This is a genomic window from Nocardia niwae NBRC 108934 = DSM 45340 (genome assembly GCF_001613465.1).
Taxonomy (GTDB): domain Bacteria; phylum Actinomycetota; class Actinomycetes; order Mycobacteriales; family Mycobacteriaceae; genus Nocardia; species Nocardia niwae.
In genome coordinates this window covers 194194-210102 of sequence record NZ_BDCK01000030.1, presented here as the reverse complement: position 1 = coordinate 210102, position 15909 = coordinate 194194, and the positions used below count along the sequence as shown (strand labels likewise).

The window sequence follows — 15909 nt, the reverse complement described above, 5'->3', positions numbered from 1 at the left end:
TCCGGTTTAGAGCACAACTCCGGCAAACTGATCGACCAGCTCCTCATCGGCGGCGCACTGGAGACCTTCGCCGACCGCTGCACCCATCAGCTACGCGACAGATTGAGTCAACTCGCCATTCCCGCCACCGTCGACCTGCGCGGAAACGGCACCCACTCCTGGCCTTACTGGCAGGAAGATCTGCACAAGTCGTGGCCCGTGTTCGCGGCGGCACTCACCGCGAACTCCTGACCCGAAAAATGCTCGTGCCCAGCCCGTTCCGAGTCACGCCCGGGGCGACGCGGCCACCTCGCCGGCGGCGTGCTCCATGCCGAGCCGACTGGTCACAGACCGGCGGCCCAGCGCGGGCGCGATCAGTTCCACAGTGTCGTGCAGGATCTGCTCGTAGTCGGCGCGATGGAATTCGTAGGGCAGCTCCAGTCGCAGCTCGGAGGTCTGCGCGAGCACCGGATCGGCTCGCAGCCGGTCGATGATCTCCGCGGCGGGACCGACCAGATCCGGAGCGAACAAGACGCGCCGCTCCCCCTGCGGCGCCAAGGTGCGCTCGTGCCTGCTCGCCGCGTACTGCCGGTACCGCTCGCGTGTCGCGCGGTCGGCGTTGTCGAACGGGACGATCACCCGCCCCACCGCGATCCGGGCCGGTCGGGCCGGATCGACCAGCCGGCGATAGTCACCGATCAGGCTCAGCTGGGTGGTGGTGAAATCGTCGCTGCGCTCGCCGAAGACTATGTTGCCGGTGAGCAGGTTCAGCCCGTTCTCCCCTGCCCAGCGGACCGAGCGGGCGCTCGCGCCCCCGTACCAGAGCCGGTCGATCAGGCCGGGATTGTGCGGCTGCAACCGGGGCCGCTGGGTATTACCCGGGGAGCGGATCACCGTGTCCGCGTCACCGAGGTAGCCGCCCCGCAAGTTCTCGATCAGCCGGGAGATCCGCCCGTAGGACAGATCGTATGTGCGCCAGTCCCCGTCGAAGACCAAGTCGCCGATCAAGTCCGCATGCGGCGGAGTGCCCGCGCTGAAGCCGGCCTGCAACCGGCCCCGCGACAGCACGTCGGCCAATGACAGATCCTCGGCCAGCCGGAACGGGCTCTCGTAACCGATGGGAATCACGGCCGTGCCCAATTCGATTCGGCTGGTGCGCTGACCGGCCGCGGCCAGGAAAACCGCGGCCGACCCGACGCCGTGCTCGAGATGACGCTGCCGGATCCACGCACCGTCGAAACCCAGGCTCTCGCCGTATTCGAACAGCCGCAGCGTGTCCTCGAGCCCCGAGTAGGGATCGTCATCGGGGTAGTTACCCGGAGTCAGGAACGACAGCGTCGCGATCCGAGGTGTGATGTCGCTCATCGGGTTCGGCGACGCTCGTACGGGAGCTGCTCACCGGCTTCGATCGCGACGGGGAGCCGGTTGTCCACCGGCGGCAACGGGCAGGTCGCCAGGTCGGTGTAGGCACAGGGGAGATTCGCGGCTCGGTTGAAGTCCACCTCCACCGATCCGTCGGCGCCGGGCGGTGCCAGGTGGAGAACACGATTGGCGGCGTAAGTGGTGATCCCGGAGGTCTGGTCGGTGAACAGCACCGTCAGGCCGCCGGGTTCCTTACCCGGGAACGCGGTCAGACCCAGAGCCCTGCCGTCCAGCTCGAACTCGATCCGGCCGGGCGCGTCGTAGACGTGCTCGAGTCCTTCGACTGCGGCGCCGACGGTGGTCGGCTGCGGCTCCGGGAAGGGTACATACCGCCCCGCGACCACCCATTTCGGGTGCGGTGCGTACGCGGGTGTGCCGTGGAACGCGGTGCGCAGTGGGTTGCCCGGATGCCGCGGGCGAACGATGTCGTGTCCGCCGCGCTTGGCGACCTCGATCACCGCGTCGCCCCACACCGCATTCACCCCGCCGCGTTCGGGTATGACGCCGAAGACATGCCGGCCGTGTACCGGTGTCCCGTCGATCACCAGCTCGTCGCCGTCGTCGAGAGCCACTGTGACGCCCTCGGCGTCGGTGGACCAATCGCCCGGTGCGTCCGGGAATCGTTGCGGCGCGCGGGTGAGCCAGTGCAGGTTGGTGATGGCCAGGAACCCGTGCGGATCGGCCAGTCGCGCCTCTTGCGTGCGGTGCCAGTCCTCCCAGTCGGCGACGAAGGCGTCGGCCGAGGTTGCCGCGGCGGCGTGCGCTGTCATGTGGTGCTCCTCTGAAGCTCTGCCCGTCTCTGGTTCGCGCTGCCCCGCGGCACGGCCTCCCGGCCGCGACGCCCTCGTCGGTGCGAGGCCGACACGTGCCGAGCCTTGGCATCGGTGCCTGCCGTCCGGACGACGGCGAACGCAGGTGGTACCGAATTCAATCGCGCGCTCGCAGCGACTGACAGGTTTGCGATCAGTACGAACCCAATTGCTCCACTCGACGCGCAGACGAACACCGCCGCCTCGGCTTCGCGGGCCGAACACCGAAACTGCGCGGCAGTTGCCCCCATTCGCGTCCGGGCTGCGCCCGCACCGCGATCATCTGGTCGTGTACGCGCCGCCGTTGACGTGGATCGTCTGCCCCGTGATGTGCCGGGCGTGCGGCGATGCCAGGAACTCGATCACTCCCGCGACGTCGTCCGGATCGCCCGGGCGCTTGTCGTGCGTGGAGTCGATCAACCAGGCACGCCGCTGCTCGCTCAGCTGTCCCTGGAAGAAATCGGTGTTCTCGATGTAACCGGGTGCGACCGTGTTCACCGTGACTCCCGTCGGCGCCAGCTGTGCCGACAACCCCGCCGACCACGCCGCCAGCGCGGCCTTCGCGGCGCCGTAGGACCCGGCGGCGTATTCCGCGCCGATCGAGCCGACATTGATCACCGCCGCGCCGGGCCGCAACCGCTCCCGCAGCGCCGCGGTGGTCAGAACCGCGCTCAGCAGATTCATCGACAGGTTCGCCTGCCACTGCGCGGCCAATTCCGCCAACGACCCCGCCTCGGCGCCGCCCGTGGCGAGATCGGTGTTGCCGCCGGCCATGTTCACCAGCACATCCACCGCGGGCCCCACCGACTCGGCGAACCGCTCCACTGCCGCAGGGTCACCGGCGTCACACACGATCCCGCGCACTCCCAGCTCACGGGCTGCCTGTTCGACCCGCTCCGGGGAGCGCCCGGTGATCACCACGTCCGCACCGCCTTCGGCGAAGCGCTGCGCCACTCGGCGGCCGATCCCCCCGCTGGCACCGGTGACGACGACCGTTCCGTGCATTCGTATCTCCCTTCGGTATATTTAGCGCTAAATGTACCGAAGGGAGACGCTTCCGGCAATGACGCACGAAACGCAGGACGAGATACCGTCGGCCGCCCGGATCGCCGCGGCATGGCGCCGCGAACTACCCGGCGCACGAACCGAATCGATCGAGATCCTCACGCCGCTGTGGCGGGTCGCCAAACTCCTCACCGACGAGCGGCAACGCACCCTCCAGCGCTTGGGGATCGACGAATCCACTCTCGACCTGCTCAGCACCCTGCGCCGGTCGGGACCGCCCTACGAGCTGACCACGCGGCAGATCGCCGCGCGCAGTCTGGTCACCGCGGGCGCCATCTCCCAGCGCCTGGCCCGTGCGGAATCCGCCGGCCTGATCACCCGCGCACCCACCTCCGCCAGCAGGCGTGGCGTGCTGGTCACCCTCACGCCGGAAGGCCACCGCCTCACCGAACGAGTCGTGCCCGCGCTACTGGAGCACGAGACCGCTCTCACCGACCGGCTGCCCGCGGACGAACGCGGCGTACTAGCTGCCGCCCTGGCCACACTCGCGGCCGTGCTCGGGTCCACCGAACCGGTGTAGACCGCCGAGCCCGACTCCGGATCGGCGTGCGAGCACACGATCGAACGGCTCCCCCGCTGCCACGGAGGCTCGGGGAGCCCGAGTCGCCGCAACTACCACTCGCACACCGGACAGATCGGCAATCGCAGGGACGGCGCGGCGCTATCCCGCCTTGCTTTGCTCGGAAAGGCCACCCGGCACCGCGTCGGCGAGGGCGTCATCGACGGATGAGTAGATGGGCAGAAGGGCCTCGAGGTCGAGGAGGTCCACGACGCGGCCCACGACCACCCGGCCGCCGACCACGCATAGTCGGACTCCCCGGCGATGGCACGCCTCGGACTCCTCGGCCAGGGCGAGCATGGACCGGCAGGCCATGAAGCCGAGCCCGCTGGTGTCGATCACGATCGGCCCCGGCGCCACGGCGGCCGCCGCGGCCTCGCGCAGGACTCTGCGCCATGTCGGCAGGGTGTAGGCGTCCACTTCGCCGTGCGCGTGGACGATGGCCGCGGCGCCGCGGCGTTCGATGGTTGCGTTCAATCCGAGGGGAGCGTCTTCCGGTGTCCGGACGAAGTCGCTGAGATCGTGCGAAGTTGTGCTCATATGGGCACTCGATTCTTTTCGCGCCCGAGGGCGCTCAGTCAAGCCCACCCTGGATCCTCAAGGCAGACCTGTCCCTCCTTACTAACAGAGTCGGGTCTGCCTGTACAGCCGATCCGGTGTTCGCCGTGTCCAGCGCCGCACGCAGGTATGGATGTGTCGAAGACGATGTCCGGGGATCGAGCGAGCGCTCCTTACGACGAAACATGCGGTGGATCTGGTGTGCTACCGCCCAGCGACTGAAGGCGACACCGTTCGACCGGCCGGACTCCGCCGCCCGCCGCGATGGCGTCGCCGGCGATCGCGACGCTGCGGGGTGGGAGAGGAAGGTCACCACGTCGGCGACTTCCGCGAGGTCGATGACACGGCGCAGCGTATTCTTCGCGAGCCCCGCCTCGAGTTCGGCAACCGGGTGTCCGGACTCCTCGGCTTGCGCGGTCAACCGCTGAGTGCGGCGTTCGGTCCTGGTCAGGCCCGGATGCACGACCGTCACATCGACGCCCTTCGGCCCGAGTTCGTCCGCCGGATTCTTGGTCGATGCCGAAACGCTGATGTTGCGAGTCGTCGGCGCGATCGAACTGGCCTGCTGCGCACCGAGGCCGCTGATGTCGATGATCCGGCCCCAGCCCTGGTCGCACCTCAGCGAATCTCGAGGCAACTTCCGGCTCGCAGCGAAGCTCAGCTGTTGCCGTAGACGCGATCCGGCAGGATCAACACGACCGCACGCCGCTCGGCGGCCATCACCCTGTCGTACTCGTCCCAATCCTCGTGCACGCCACCGGCGGCGGTGAACACCTCACGCAGCAGTAGTCGCAACCGCTCGGCGTCCAGGCCCGGGGCCGGGTCGTCCGGCCCGGCGATCCACACCGGTCCTTCGGCGGCGCACCATTGCCAACCGACGCGAGCCACGATCGTCGCACGCGCCCGAGCCCGCAGATTGTCCAGTTTTCGAGCACCGCCGCGCACCACCATGCCGACCACCTCGGCACCCGTCTCCGGGTGCCGCAACACGCCGGCGTTGACCAGTGACGACTGAATCGTGCTATCGGCTCGAAACGTGGAGACGACACAGAGTCCGTGGTCGCCCGCGATCAGCCGGGCGAAGTCCGCGAGATCGGTCACGCCGAAAGTCTACGTACGCGGGCCGCGCCAGGACGCCAGGAACACAGCAACGCTGTCCGCGCCCCTCCGCAGTGCGCTCGGGTGCGCGAACGCCGGCCTGCGCCACGCCACCGGCGATTCGAATGCGCAGCTCGACAAAATTCTGCCCGACAAGATCGATCCGATGAACCCCATCACCGGCTATGCCCGTTGACCGACGCCCACACCGGGATGGAGAGCGGTCTGCGCCGCCCGACCGCGCGTAGATCTACGGGCGGCTTCGCTTCGGAGCGGGAATGGTCAACAGGCCGAGAATCGCTCTGGCTTCTTCGGCGGTCGGCGTGGGCAGGCTGTCTCGACCGTGGATGAAGCCGATGCCCAGATACACCATCGCGCCGGCCCGCAGCCGCGCTTCCTCGGGTGTGAAGCCCAACTCCAGCATCGCTTTCCGCACGGTCTCGAAGATCTGCCGATCCAAGGCGCGCACGGTCTCGGCCACCTTCTCGTCGCTGCGCGCCCATTCGCGCACGGTGGCTTCGGTGGCCCACGTGCCTTGCTCGATGAGATTGGCGGCCATATTGGCGATACGCTGCCCGACCGGAACGGACTCTATCGCGCCGAGCGCGCGGATGATCTCGCTCTGCCGGGCGCTCCACCGGTCTGCCATCGCCTCCATGAGCTGCTCGATATCGTCGAAATGCCAGTAGAAACTGCCTTTGGTGACGCCGAGCTCCTGGCACAGCCGGGGAATCTTGATGGCGGAAACACCTTCTCGCGCGAGCAGCGCCAGAGCCCCGTCGACCCAGGCGTCGTAGGACAGCCGCGGGGCGCGGCCGCGGCCGTGCCGCTGGGCCGCGGCTTTGCGGGATCGCCGGGGCGCGGAATCCGTCGCGTCCACGTCGGAGGGCCGGGTGCCGTCGGCAGCCGGTGGCCGGTCCGCTGTCATCGGTGTGGCCCCCCATCGGCGGAAATCACCACTCGATCGTAGGTGACCCCGTCCAGCGGCTGCTCCGGCGCGGCGACCGTCCACTGCGACTGCCCGGCGCCGGTGCCGTATCCGCCGCTCACCGAACTCGTTTCGAGACGGCCGCAATGATTGCCATACTTTCGAGTACCGCCATGTGTACCTTAGAGTATGGTTTGTGATTGCGGCGCCGATCACACGCGGCGGCTAGCGAAAGACGAATCAGGAGGCCTGACTTTGGCCGACACGCGATCGTTTTCGAGCGGATCCCCTGTCGGCCCGCGGTCGACGGCAACGTACAGATCCACTCCGGCTCGAGCAGGCAGTACCCCACGCACGCGGCCGGCGAGGCCGCGTCGCCGATGGAGCGCGCGACCGAGGACCTGGGCGCCGGAGTGCGCCGGCCGCGCGAGAAGTCACCCACTACTCGGCCGACCGGCTCGAAGGCGCCGGACAGATCATCGGCCACTTGCGGTCGTGGCTGATCCGGCGCGAGCTGATGGCCTGAGCAGGTCTTGCCCGACCCGGATCGCATCGGAGAGTAGGAGAAGTCACCCCATGTCAGTGGAAATCCCGCCCGCGAGCGCGGATGCCGGCGCACAACACTCGGCGAAGTGCCCGACAGCGTTCCGCTATTGGGAAGTGCGCCGCAATCCCAGCCTTCGGCGCGTCGAGCGTCTTTTCGCGAAAGTCACCGGGAAGCGGCTGTTCCCCACCGACGCGCAGGCCGTCGCGCTGTGCGAAGACCTCTTCACCGGCGACCCGGTCGCCGAGCGGTTCGTCGCGGAGGTCATGCACGGTGAGATCGGCCCGCAAGCCGGGCGCAAGATGCTCGAAATCGCCCTCGCCGCAGGCATAGACGCCGTGCCGGACGCGCCGGAGTCGATGCGCGCGCTGTTCGAGGAATTCGAGACGGTGCCCGAGTGGGTGGTGCCCGAATTGGTCGAGCAAGGCGCCGCGATCTGGCGGCGGTGGGGCACGATGCTGTTCAGTTTCGCCGGCGCGGAGACGCTCGAGATGTACACCGAGGCCGCTGTCGCGACGCCGTTGTCGCTGGCCGGTGGATACGCGGGAGACAGCGCGCTACGCCGCTTCCTGGAGACGACCCGCTTCTGGATCGATGTCTCCCAGCCCGGCGCATTGCTGACGCCCGGCTCGGCGGGACGCGCGACGGCGCTGAAGGTGCGCATCATGCACGTCTCGATCCGCGCGAAGGTGGCGGGGCATCCGGAGTGGGACATGGACCGGTGGGGCCTGCCGATCAGCCAGACCTACCAGATGCTCACTTTGCTGGCCGGCAGCGTCACCCCGGGGCTCGGTTTGTGGGCGCTCGGTTACCAGACGACCCCCTCGGAGATCCGCGCACTGCTGCATTTCCAGAGATACATGGGATACCTGCTCGGTGTTCGGCTGCGCTGGTATCCGGAGACAGTTCTCGACTCGCTGCGCGTCCTGGCCATGACCATCGCCTCACGCTCCTACGACGCGGGCCGGCACGGCGCGGAGTTGATCGAGTCCTATCCGGTCGCATTCGCGCCCCGCGACGGCCACCGCGGCCTCACGCGGCTGCGTGAGGCGTACAACTTCCGCATCAACTCGGTGTACTCCGCGATGTACATGGCTCCCTTGACCCGGCGCCGCTACACCATGCCGCCCGCGTTCCCGTGGATCCTCATCCCCCTCGTGCGCTTTCCCTTGATCACGCTGATGGAGGTCCTGCGCAGAACGTTCCCGCCCTTCGCGCGGGCGCACGAAAAGCTCATGCTCTGGCATCGCGAGAACTGGTACCGCGCGCAGATGCAGGGCCGTGAGGCGGCTTTCGACGCGAGCGGCGCGCTACGCCGATGACTTTCGCGTCCGCGGCCGCCCTGCGCGCCGCCGCATCGCACCGATCCACACCCGAATCGCCGCCGGGCGTCGCCGGGTCCACCGACACCGAGAGCAGCAATGAGCACCGCAGAAATCGTCGAAGTATGGAACGGGCCCGGACGCAGGGACGGAGAGCTGACCAACGTGGCACCCGAGCACAACGGGCTGCATCCGTCGCCGAGCAAACTGGCGTTCGAGCACTGGTACTTCGACGCGCACCTCGACACCGGGCACGTGGTGATCGGCTTCCTGATCAAGCGGCGACCGGAAGATCTCCCCAATGCCAGCCCCTGGGTGGAGATGATGGTGTACGCGCCGGACGGCACCCGCCGCCAGGTGTCCAAACGGTACCCGCGTGCGGCGGCGGCGTTCGCCGCCGACACCTGCGCTGTGCGGATCGGCGCCAACCACGCCCGCACCGAGTACCCGTCCGGCGGCCTGCCGATCCACCTTTTGCACATGGCCGAGGACGGCATCGCCTTCGATCTGCGGTTCCACAACGAACTCCCCAGCTGGATGCCGGGTAAAGGCGAGACCCGATTCGGCAGCAGGGATTCGTTCGGGTGGGTGGTCGCCGCGCCGCGCGCGCGAGTGAGCGGCGCCATCGAACTCGACGGCATCCGGCACGAGGTCACCGGACGCGGGTATCACGACCACAACTGGGGCGTCGGCGACATGAAGAAGATCATCGACCGCTGGCATTGGGGGCGGCTCTACGTCGAGGACTATTCGCTGCTCTACGCGTCGGTCCTGACCCAGCGGCGACACGGCGCGCACGAGATCAGCCCGCTGATGCTCGCCCACCACGGCGACATCGTCTTGTCGACCGGCGAGACGGTCCTCACCGAAGGCCCGGCACGGTTCGACCCGATCGCCGGTCGCACCTATCCGGAATGGATCGAACTGCACGTGCCGGGCAGCGTGGACCTGCGCTTGGTGGTCGAGAAGGTCATCCACGCCCACGATCTGATCGATGACATCCCCGTAGTCCGCGCCCGGCTGATCAAACCGCTGGTCCACCGGCTGGTCGGGCATCCGGGCTACTTCCGGTTCGAGTCGTCGTTCGAATTGACCGTCCACGGCGAGACCGGCGTCGCGACCCGCACCGGATCCACGTTGCACGAACTGGTCGCCTTGGCCTGACCGCCGGCTCACCACCCCAGCTCCCGGAGACGGAGATCAGACGATGACGAACCCCGCCCGGCCATCGCCGCCGAACCTACGCGATACCGCCGCCGCCACAACGGAATTCGAGCGATCGACAGGGTTTCGCGGTGTTCGCCCGCGCCGCTCTCGTGGCGGCGGTGATGGTCTCGGCTCGGTGCGCTCCCGTCCCCTCGCCGAACCGGCACCCGACCGCGCCGCTTCCGCGCTGCCCCGAACCGTGGACGCCGCCTTCCGACCATCGGTGTCGCCCGCGACTCTCCCTGCACCCACGACGAACCGGAGCAGTCGCGGGCCTCGGACGGCGCAGACGGCGGGGGCTCCCTCGTGGCTCAGAGGCGGCCGACTACTCGGTCGGGGGTCACTCGGACAACGAGCACCGCGGTGTCTCCATAGGTGGCCGCGGCTTCCGGGTTGTGCTCGAGGTAGGTCAGGCCGGTGTACTTCAGCGCCAAGCGATCTCGCAGTTCGAGGCCGCCTTCGGCGGACAGGGTGGCGGTGCCGTGGATCGCGGCGTAGGTGTAAGGCCGCTCGGGCGGATTGACCAGCACGCTGACTCGGGCGTCACGGCGCAGGTTGCGCTCTTTGCGACTGCCCGCCCCCACTGCGAAGAGCACGTCGCCGCCGTCTCGCAGGATCCACACCACCGATTGATGGGGGCTGCCGTCGGGCTGAATCGTGGACACGACACCGAAGACGGGCGCGTCGAGCACCTGACGCAACCTGGCCGGGGAAATGCCCGGGGCCGCCGACTGCAGCAGGCCGAGCAGTTTCGTCGTCTCGCGGTGGAGCCGCTCGGCCGACGCGGTGTCGAACGCGGGTCCGTGCACATCCAAGGGCCGGCCCTGCGCGAGGGCGGTCAGCGGCTCGACCGGCGGATCGTCCAGCACGTCGAGGATCGGGCGGATGGCCTCGTCGATCGGGCGCGCGGTGCGCCGCATCGCTTCGATCCGGGCCGCCATCTCGCGGTCGTAGTCGCCGGACAGGGCCGTGTCGACCACCCCCGGGTGCACCAGGACGTATCGCACCCGCGCCGCCCCCGGCCTGCGCGCGAACTCGATGCCGAGCAGATCGTTGAGCTGACCGCCCTGGGCGAGAGCGCGCAAACCGTGGTAATCGCGCTCGTGTTGCAGATCGCCCCAGCGAATCTCGCCGGTGCCGCTGCCCGGGCCCGCCACATTCACCACGACCGGATGCGCAGCGGCGTGCAACAGGTCGATCAGCTCGTAGCTGAGCACGAAACGGCTCAGGTAGAACAGCGCGAAGGTGTACTCGAATCCTTCGTCGGTCACCAGCCGTTCGGACCGGTAGTGCCGGGCGCACAGCACCAGCGCATCCACCGCGGCGAAGCGGGCCCGGACAGCGTCGACCGCCCGGCGAGTCGCCTCGATCGAACTGAGATCCGCGGGCACGAAGTGCGCGCGGTCGACCGCACCGAGCGCCTCCGCGGCGGCGAGGAACTGCTTGCCTTTCATCGGGTCTCGACCGATCACCAGGACGGAGTCTCCTCCGGCCAGGCGCTCCAGCGCGACAGCCCTGCCGATTCCGTCGGTTCCACCCGCGACGACAACATGCTTCATGCCACGAATTTAACCAGTCAGTTCATTTTTGTCATCCAACTGGTTCAAAACCCGCGCGTGCGCCGGGTCCGGTCTCCGCGGGCCCGGCGCGCCCGCACGACGTTGTCGATGCCTGCCTCCCGGCCGTTGCGCGGCGGCAGGCTTCCAGCGCTACCTCCGATCGAACCTGCTCAACCGCGCGGTGGCCGAGAGCTGGACCTGGCCGGCCCAGCTGTCGGTCTCGTGCGCGATCACCTCGTTGACCCGATACGAGAAATCTCTCAGCAGTCCCATCCGACGGTCGATCTCCCCGTTCGAATTGGCCTGGGCCCGTGAGACAGAAGCCCACTCCAGTTGGAAGTCACACAGCATCGCGTTGATCGACTGCGCGCTGCGGAGATCGCGGATCCACGCCGTGGAGACGCCGAAGAAGCGGTCGCACGCGGCACATCCGGCGGCGCAGGCGAGCAGTACGAATCCCCAGCTGGGATCGATGGCCTGGACGCCGGCGGTGGTCAGTAGCGGCACCAGTATTCCGAGTAGGCCGAGTACGAGCGTAGCCGCGGTGAGGGCTAGGCTGATTCGCCGCTTCGTTAGGCTGTCGCGCGAATACCATTCGCGCGCGTCTATGGCATACGCCTCCACACGTTGGAACAGCCGGGCAAGGGTCTCATCGGAACTCGACCAGTCGGCGGTGCGGAGGTCCAGCGAAGGCGGCACTCCGAGGTCTTGCGAGCGATCCCCGCCGAAGGGCGATCGGTGCTCTGTCACGGCCCGTACTGTATCTCCCCGACCTCTCCGGAATCATCTTTCCGCCGTCCGGCCGAGCGAGCAAGCGGCACTGGGACTTCGCGACGGGGCCACGTTGGCCCGTACCAGCGCCGCGATGTGCCGCAACGGGATTCGAAACCGTGGCGAGGTGGCCGCCTGCGGCCACGCGAAGCGCGCATCGTCGGTGTAACAGCCACGACAGAACTGCGCCGGATTCAAGATCGCGCTGATCGCAATCATTCTCCTGAGGTTGCCCGGATTCTAGTGTCCGGCTGTCCCCTTCTGCCGCGCCGCCCGCGAGGACGACCGCGGTCCGGAGACCGCCCTGTCCGTCTCGGTCCTCGACACCGGACCCACCTGTGAATGCGGAGCGAAGTGCAGCCAACCCCGTGGTCAGCGAGAGATACTCGGCCCGAGCCGGTGCCGATCGCGGTGCGACGGCTCGCCGGCGCCCGCGGACACCTGGCGTCGCTCGACGGCCACTGGGGCTACCTCGGCGCCCTGGGGGGCAGCCTCGTCACGCTGTTGCTGCTGTTCCAGCCGTGGCTCAACGCCGTGGGCGCCGACGGCAAGGCCCGCGCCAATGCCTTCGGCCGGGTCACCGCGACCACCTCCTTCCTGAACGCCTGGTCGGCTGAGCCTCCGCCCACCGTGCGGATCAGCGGCACTCTGGCGATACTCACCGCGTGCGCGATCGTCGTCACCGTCTGCGTGGTGGCGGCGAATCTCCGTTACCGCACCGAGCTGCTGTCGCGCGCCGTAACGGTGTCCGCGGTGGTCACCGCGGCGCTGGTGGTCCTCACCGTGCTCTACGTCAACAGCAAAGCCCCCGAGTTGCGCGGCATGCTCGCGCGGTCGTCGGATCTGGGCGGGCAAATCGGCATGGTGACCAGCTGGGCCTTCGGAAACGGCAGCCTCATCGCCCCGGGAGTCCGGCAGGTTTCCTACAACACCGCGGGCCTCACCCACTGGGCCCTGTTCGCCGGCGTCGTTTCGCTGGGCTCGGCCGTCGCCGCCGTCGCCCAATGGACCTATAACCGCCCGGCCGCATCTCGCCGCCTGCCGTGGCCCCGCGCCCGCGCCGGATCGGACGAAGCGGTCCGCCGGGGCGAGTGAACCCACCGGCGCTTCTCCCAGCGCCGGCGCTGACACCACAGCCGTCTCGTCCGTGCCGGGCCGACTTCCCGGACGCGCACACATCAGCACCGATGGCCGGATATCGAAGGACATCGCCATGCTGAAAGTAATCGGCGCAGCGGACTTTCGGCCCTACGGCCGGGACCACCGCTCCGGGCACTGTCTTCCGGGGCGAGTCGGCGGGCGCGAGCACTGGAGGATGGCACCCGCCGCCATCGCTCACTGTCCTTCCGAACCTATGCGAAAGAGAAAGGCGGGCACGACGTTGGCGCGTGATCTGACCCAGCTGGAGGTCCTCACCGAACTCGAACCCTGCGCCGAGACCGCGTTGAACCGGCACCTGTCCATGGTCAAGGAATGGCACCCCCACGACTATGTGCCATGGGACGAGGGGCGCAACTTCGCGGCGCTCGGCGGGATCGATTGGGAGCCTGAGCAATCGCGGCTGTCCGAGGTGGCGAAGGCCGCGCTGATCACGAACCTGCTGACCGAGGACAACCTCCCGTCCTATCACCGCGAGATCAGCGCGAACTTCTCCCGCGACGGCGCCTGGGGTTGCTGGGTGGGACGGTGGACCGCCGAGGAAGCCCGCCACAGCATCGTCCTGCGCGACTATCTCGTCGTCACGCGTGGCGTCGACCCGGTCGCCTTGGAGAACGACCGGGTGGCGCACATGTCCCACGGCTTCGTCGCGCCGATGGAGCAGGCGAACGCGGCAGGCGACGGCGGGTTCCTGTACTCGGTGGCGTACGTGTCCTTCCAGGAGCTGGCGACCCGCATCAGCCATCGCAACACCGCAGCCGTCTGCCTCGACCCGATCGCCGACCGCATGCTGCAACGCATCGCCGCCGACGAGAACCTGCACATGATCTTCTATCGCGACATGTGCGGCGCCGCCTTGGATCTGGTGCCCGATCAGGCGATCGAAGCGATCGACCTCATCGTGCGCAACTTTCGGATGCCCGGCACCGGCATGCCCAACTTCCGGCGCAACGGCGTGCTCATGGCCAAGCACGGCATCTACGACCTGCGCCAGCACCTGGAAGAAGTGCTGCAACCGGTCATCCGGCAATGGAACATATTCGGCCGCACAGACTTCGGCGCTCGCGGCGAACGAGCCCGCGAACGGCTCCGCGCGTTCTTGGACGACCTCGAGCAGGTGCGGATCCCCCGGTTCGAGGAACAACGTGACCGTGCCCTGGCCCGCGAAGCAGGCCGGGGCGGCGGGAGCGGGCCGCAGTAAGGCATGCCACGCAGCGTCTCGAGGACGGCCGCAGCCGTCGTCCGATCGGCCGGGGCCGACCGGAGCACGGCGGCGGTCCGCCGGGGCGGCGCTGCGGGCCGGGCGGCGCAACCACAGCGTCCACAGGGTGTTCCGGATCCCGAGCCGGCGACGGTGGGTCGGATCACGCGAGGTCGACGGCTCGTGATGGATCAGCATGTCCTCGATCCAGCACATCCACCAGCCGTGTGCCGCGAGGTCGAGAGGAGCAGTTCCTCCTCGCCGCCGAACCACAAACGCCGGGAAAAGCCGCCTGCTTCCCGGAACGCCTCGACCCGGAAGGCGGACAGGGCCGCCCTCACGCCCAGCAGCGCGGGGCCCGGCAGCCAGTCGGGTCCGGACACCGGTGAGTACCGCAGTTCCGGCGTGATCGGATCCTCCCGCAGATCGGGGGCGACCAGGCATCGCCCGGTCACCGCGCCGAGGCCGGGATACCGGTCGAGCAGATCGGCGGCGCGGGTCAGCGCACCCGGCTGCCACCGCGTGTCGTCGTCGCAGAAAGCGACATACGGCGTGACCGTCCGCCCGACCGCGATGTTCCGGGCCACCGCACCGAGGTTGTCGGTCGAGCGGATGAGTTCGACGGCGGGGAACGCCGCGGCGACCGCGTCGGCCGTGCCGTCGGTGGATCCGTTGTCGACCAGGATGATCGGCGCCGCGTCGGCCAGCGCCGTCATGTGCGCCAACGTTTCCAGCAGCTGCTCGCGCCGGTCGCGGGTGATGATGACGACCGTCATGCGATCGGTAACCATCCGGTCACTTCCTCTCATGGGCGAGTTCGAGCATCCTGGCCCGGCGCTCTATCTCCGGGGGCAACCTGCGCCGCTGCGCGAGCGCCTCCGGCAGGCGACGAAGCAGGCCCGCGACCGCCAGCAGCGTTCCGGGGTCACGGACCGCGTGGCCCGCCAGATCGGCGAGCTCGGCCGCGCACCGTCGCAGCGGCCGTCGCATCCAGACGATCAGCGCGTTGTTGCGCTGTTCGGCCCGCCTACGCCACACGTGCGGCGGTCGATGCGCCGACGGGTGATGGTGGGCGCGCACCGCCGCCACGTAGCAGAGGTCCCAGCCGCATGCCGCCATGTCGAGTGACAGCAACCGTTCTTCGGCACCGAAGTGCAGCAGCTGACTGAACCCGGCGGCCTGCAGGTAGGCCTCCTTCCGCACGATCGCCGCACAAGCCAGGAAGCCGAGAACCAACGGGCCCGGCAGGCCGGGAGGATGGCCGAGGGGGCTGGCGGCCATCAGTTCGTTGACCGGATCGTCACGGTGGTCCGCGCCGACGAGGGTGCGTCCCGCCAGGAGGCCCACCCGGGGACAGGTGTCCAGCACACGCTCGGCTTCGCGGAGCGCGTCACCGGCCCACCACGAATCGTCGTCGCTGAAGGCGATGTACGGCGTCCGGGCGAGTGCGACGCCCAGGTTGCGCGCGGCCGCGCCGAGATTGCGGGACAGCCGGATCACCCGCACGCCCGGGAATGATCGCGCCCGCACCACGGTGTCGTCGGCGGAGGCGTTGTCCAGCACCACGATCGCGGGACACGGGCGCAGTGTGTGCAACTCGGTCAGCGTGCGGACCAATTCGGGAGCGCGATCCCGGGTGGCGATGACGACAGTCGTCTTCGCGCGGGCATCCCCGCTCATATCGGCCGTCCCGGACGCGGCCCCTTGATCGGGGCGTCGACCACCGGGAA

Annotated in this window: 15 protein-coding genes and 2 pseudogenes; 6 read left to right on the top strand and 11 right to left on the bottom strand. The window is 68.7% G+C overall.

Annotated features, from left to right (window positions below; genetic code table 11):
• Positions 1-231: pseudogene (locus NNI01S_RS35445) on the top strand (esterase family protein); the annotation flags it as partial.
• Between the two features lie 33 nt (positions 232-264).
• On the opposite strand, the gene NNI01S_RS21855 reads toward NNI01S_RS35445, so the two are convergent.
• The 3 genes from NNI01S_RS21855 to NNI01S_RS21845 all read right to left on the bottom strand — a co-directional run bounded on the left by NNI01S_RS21855 (position 265) and on the right by NNI01S_RS21845 (position 3215).
• On the bottom strand, positions 265-1344 hold the full coding sequence (locus tag NNI01S_RS21855; RefSeq protein WP_063021989.1) for an LLM class flavin-dependent oxidoreductase: 1080 nt from the start codon (positions 1342-1344) through the stop codon (positions 265-267).
• Positions 1341-2171 (bottom strand): DUF1684 domain-containing protein, encoded by an 831-nt coding sequence (locus NNI01S_RS21850; RefSeq protein WP_063021988.1) that lies wholly within the window; start codon positions 2169-2171, stop codon positions 1341-1343. The genes NNI01S_RS21855 and NNI01S_RS21850 overlap by 4 nt, the downstream gene beginning before the upstream one ends.
• Positions 2172-2489: 318 nt before the next feature.
• Positions 2490-3215, bottom strand: coding sequence for an SDR family NAD(P)-dependent oxidoreductase (locus NNI01S_RS21845; RefSeq protein WP_063021987.1), 726 nt, complete (start codon positions 3213-3215; stop codon positions 2490-2492).
• 58 nt (positions 3216-3273) lie between these two features.
• Here NNI01S_RS21845 and NNI01S_RS21840 point away from each other — a divergent pair, with 58 nt between their 5' ends.
• Complete coding sequence (locus NNI01S_RS21840) at positions 3274-3795, top strand: MarR family winged helix-turn-helix transcriptional regulator (RefSeq protein WP_063021986.1); 522 nt, start codon at positions 3274-3276, stop codon at positions 3793-3795.
• 141 nt (positions 3796-3936) lie between these two features.
• Here the strand turns inward: NNI01S_RS21840 and NNI01S_RS21835 are convergent, their stop codons facing one another.
• From NNI01S_RS21835 to NNI01S_RS21820, 4 genes and pseudogenes are all read right to left on the bottom strand, one after another.
• Positions 3937-4374, bottom strand: a complete 438-nt coding sequence (locus NNI01S_RS21835) for an anti-sigma factor antagonist (protein ID WP_063021985.1) — start codon at positions 4372-4374, stop codon at positions 3937-3939.
• A 191-nt stretch (positions 4375-4565) separates the two neighbouring features.
• Positions 4566-5005: pseudogene (locus NNI01S_RS33735) on the bottom strand (SDR family oxidoreductase); the annotation flags it as partial.
• A gap of 44 nt (positions 5006-5049) precedes the next feature.
• Positions 5050-5493 carry a pyridoxamine 5'-phosphate oxidase family protein gene (locus NNI01S_RS21825; RefSeq protein ID WP_063021984.1) on the bottom strand — a complete coding sequence of 148 codons (444 nt, stop codon included), beginning with the start codon at positions 5491-5493 and terminating at the stop codon, positions 5050-5052.
• Between the two features lie 247 nt (positions 5494-5740).
• Positions 5741-6418 (bottom strand): TetR/AcrR family transcriptional regulator, encoded by a 678-nt coding sequence (locus tag NNI01S_RS21820; protein ID WP_084489139.1) that lies wholly within the window; start codon positions 6416-6418, stop codon positions 5741-5743.
• Between the two features lie 576 nt (positions 6419-6994).
• Here NNI01S_RS21820 and NNI01S_RS21815 point away from each other — a divergent pair.
• Positions 6995-8284 carry an oxygenase MpaB family protein gene (locus NNI01S_RS21815; protein ID WP_063021983.1) on the top strand — a complete coding sequence of 430 codons (1290 nt, stop codon included), beginning with the start codon at positions 6995-6997 and terminating at the stop codon, positions 8282-8284.
• Between the two features lie 99 nt (positions 8285-8383).
• Positions 8384-9448, top strand: coding sequence for a lipocalin-like domain-containing protein (locus NNI01S_RS21810; protein ID WP_063021982.1), 1065 nt, complete (start codon positions 8384-8386; stop codon positions 9446-9448).
• Between the two features lie 353 nt (positions 9449-9801).
• Here the strand turns inward: NNI01S_RS21810 and NNI01S_RS21805 are convergent, their stop codons facing one another.
• Together NNI01S_RS21805 and NNI01S_RS21800 are read right to left on the bottom strand one after the other, a co-directional pair.
• The gene (locus NNI01S_RS21805; protein WP_063021981.1) at positions 9802-11049 is read right to left on the bottom strand and encodes a TIGR03618 family F420-dependent PPOX class oxidoreductase; all 1248 of its coding nucleotides are present in this window, start codon (positions 11047-11049) and stop codon (positions 9802-9804) included.
• A gap of 150 nt (positions 11050-11199) precedes the next feature.
• The gene (locus tag NNI01S_RS21800) at positions 11200-11799 is read right to left on the bottom strand and encodes an SLATT domain-containing protein (RefSeq protein WP_157114907.1); all 600 of its coding nucleotides are present in this window, start codon (positions 11797-11799) and stop codon (positions 11200-11202) included.
• Positions 11800-12219: 420 nt separating this feature from the next.
• On the opposite strand from NNI01S_RS21800, the gene NNI01S_RS21795 reads away from it, so the two are divergent.
• Positions 12220-12915: a hypothetical protein gene (locus NNI01S_RS21795; RefSeq protein WP_063021979.1), complete on the top strand. Its 696-nt coding sequence runs from the start codon at positions 12220-12222 to the stop codon at positions 12913-12915.
• A 286-nt stretch (positions 12916-13201) separates the two neighbouring features.
• Complete coding sequence (locus NNI01S_RS35740; RefSeq protein WP_063021978.1) at positions 13202-14179, top strand: acyl-ACP desaturase; 978 nt, start codon at positions 13202-13204, stop codon at positions 14177-14179.
• A gap of 191 nt (positions 14180-14370) precedes the next feature.
• Here the strand turns inward: NNI01S_RS35740 and NNI01S_RS35735 are convergent, their stop codons facing one another.
• Positions 14371-14970, bottom strand: coding sequence for a glycosyltransferase family 2 protein (locus NNI01S_RS35735; protein ID WP_218019234.1), 600 nt, complete (start codon positions 14968-14970; stop codon positions 14371-14373).
• A 4-nt stretch (positions 14971-14974) separates the two neighbouring features.
• A complete protein-coding gene (locus tag NNI01S_RS21780; RefSeq protein ID WP_063021977.1) occupies positions 14975-15859 on the bottom strand; it encodes a glycosyltransferase family 2 protein in 885 nt (294 codons plus the stop codon).
• Positions 15860-15909: the final 50 nt, after the last annotated feature.

What these genes read in the sequence shown, in the direction of transcription:
- NNI01S_RS21810 (WP_063021982.1), top strand. Translation starts at nt 8,384, where the DNA reads ATGAGCACCGCAGAAATCGTCGAAGTATGGAACGGGCCCGGACGCAGG.
- NNI01S_RS21845 (WP_063021987.1), bottom strand. Translation starts at nt 3,215, where the DNA reads ATGCACGGAACGGTCGTCGTCACCGGTGCCAGCGGGGGGATCGGCCGC.
- NNI01S_RS21820 (WP_084489139.1), bottom strand. Translation starts at nt 6,418, where the DNA reads ATGACAGCGGACCGGCCACCGGCTGCCGACGGCACCCGGCCCTCCGAC.
- NNI01S_RS21850 (WP_063021988.1), bottom strand. Translation starts at nt 2,171, where the DNA reads ATGACAGCGCACGCCGCCGCGGCAACCTCGGCCGACGCCTTCGTCGCC.
- NNI01S_RS21780 (WP_063021977.1), bottom strand. Translation starts at nt 15,859, where the DNA reads ATGAGCGGGGATGCCCGCGCGAAGACGACTGTCGTCATCGCCACCCGG.
- NNI01S_RS21840 (WP_063021986.1), top strand. Translation starts at nt 3,274, where the DNA reads ATGACGCACGAAACGCAGGACGAGATACCGTCGGCCGCCCGGATCGCC.
- NNI01S_RS35735 (WP_218019234.1), bottom strand. Translation starts at nt 14,970, where the DNA reads ATGGTTACCGATCGCATGACGGTCGTCATCATCACCCGCGACCGGCGC.
- NNI01S_RS21835 (WP_063021985.1), bottom strand. Translation starts at nt 4,374, where the DNA reads ATGAGCACAACTTCGCACGATCTCAGCGACTTCGTCCGGACACCGGAA.
- NNI01S_RS21855 (WP_063021989.1), bottom strand. Translation starts at nt 1,344, where the DNA reads ATGAGCGACATCACACCTCGGATCGCGACGCTGTCGTTCCTGACTCCG.
- NNI01S_RS21805 (WP_063021981.1), bottom strand. Translation starts at nt 11,049, where the DNA reads ATGAAGCATGTTGTCGTCGCGGGTGGAACCGACGGAATCGGCAGGGCT.
- NNI01S_RS21815 (WP_063021983.1), top strand. Translation starts at nt 6,995, where the DNA reads ATGTCAGTGGAAATCCCGCCCGCGAGCGCGGATGCCGGCGCACAACAC.